Origin of the sequence: Flectobacillus sp. BAB-3569 (assembly GCF_002270355.1) — a bacterium.
Classification (GTDB): Bacteria; Bacteroidota; Bacteroidia; order Cytophagales; family Spirosomataceae; genus Flectobacillus; species Flectobacillus roseus.
Genome location: NZ_NJFZ01000176.1, coordinates 1 through 587 on the forward strand (window position 1 = coordinate 1; position 587 = coordinate 587).

Annotated in this window: 1 protein-coding gene; it reads right to left on the reverse strand. The window is 35.4% G+C overall.

Features of this window, described 5'->3' with window-relative positions; all coding sequences use genetic code 11:
• Position 1: 1 nt before the first annotated feature.
• Positions 2–253, reverse strand: a complete 252-nt coding sequence (locus tag BWI92_RS26890) for a hypothetical protein (RefSeq protein ID WP_095168683.1) — start codon at positions 251–253, stop codon at positions 2–4.
• Positions 254–587 lie beyond the last annotated feature (334 nt).

Sequence of the window (587 nt, forward strand, 5' to 3'; positions counted from 1 at the left end):
TTCATGGTTGGTAACCTTGAATTACTGACAACTTTTTGAGTTGATATTGCTTTGTTTTAAAATCAATGTTGGATAGTACAAATACCCCTTTGGTGCCTACCCAAACAGTTTGAGTTTTGTTGTCCAGAAAAACAGCGTTGATATTTTCATAGGCCAGTTCTGATACAACGAACGGACTGCCCCCGTCGAAGGCATATAATCCAAACCCATTGGTACCTACCCAAGCCTCCCATTTTTGTCCGATACCAAACATTTTACAGCTCGACTCAGTATTGGATATTGAATCTTTTGTTTGTCGAAAAGTTCTGCTGTGGAATCAATCATAGAAAGTTGATAAATACCTTTAGAGTTCCGACCGAGGTTTAGATTAACCACTGGTATCATTTAAGTGAACTTTCTATCAATAATATTGTTTAAAATGGGTGCCAGAACTATACTGAACAGGTTAATTAGCAATCTTTAATGAGATAAAATCAATATTGCTAGTGGATTGTATAAATGATATTGAGGAAAAGGACTTGTCGAAATACTTTGCAGCACCAACAAGCCTTTAAATCAACTAACTCTATACAATGATTTTAGTTTTA

What these genes read in the sequence shown, in the direction of transcription:
- BWI92_RS26890 (WP_095168683.1), bottom strand. Translation starts at nt 253, where the DNA reads ATGTTTGGTATCGGACAAAAATGGGAGGCTTGGGTAGGTACCAATGGG.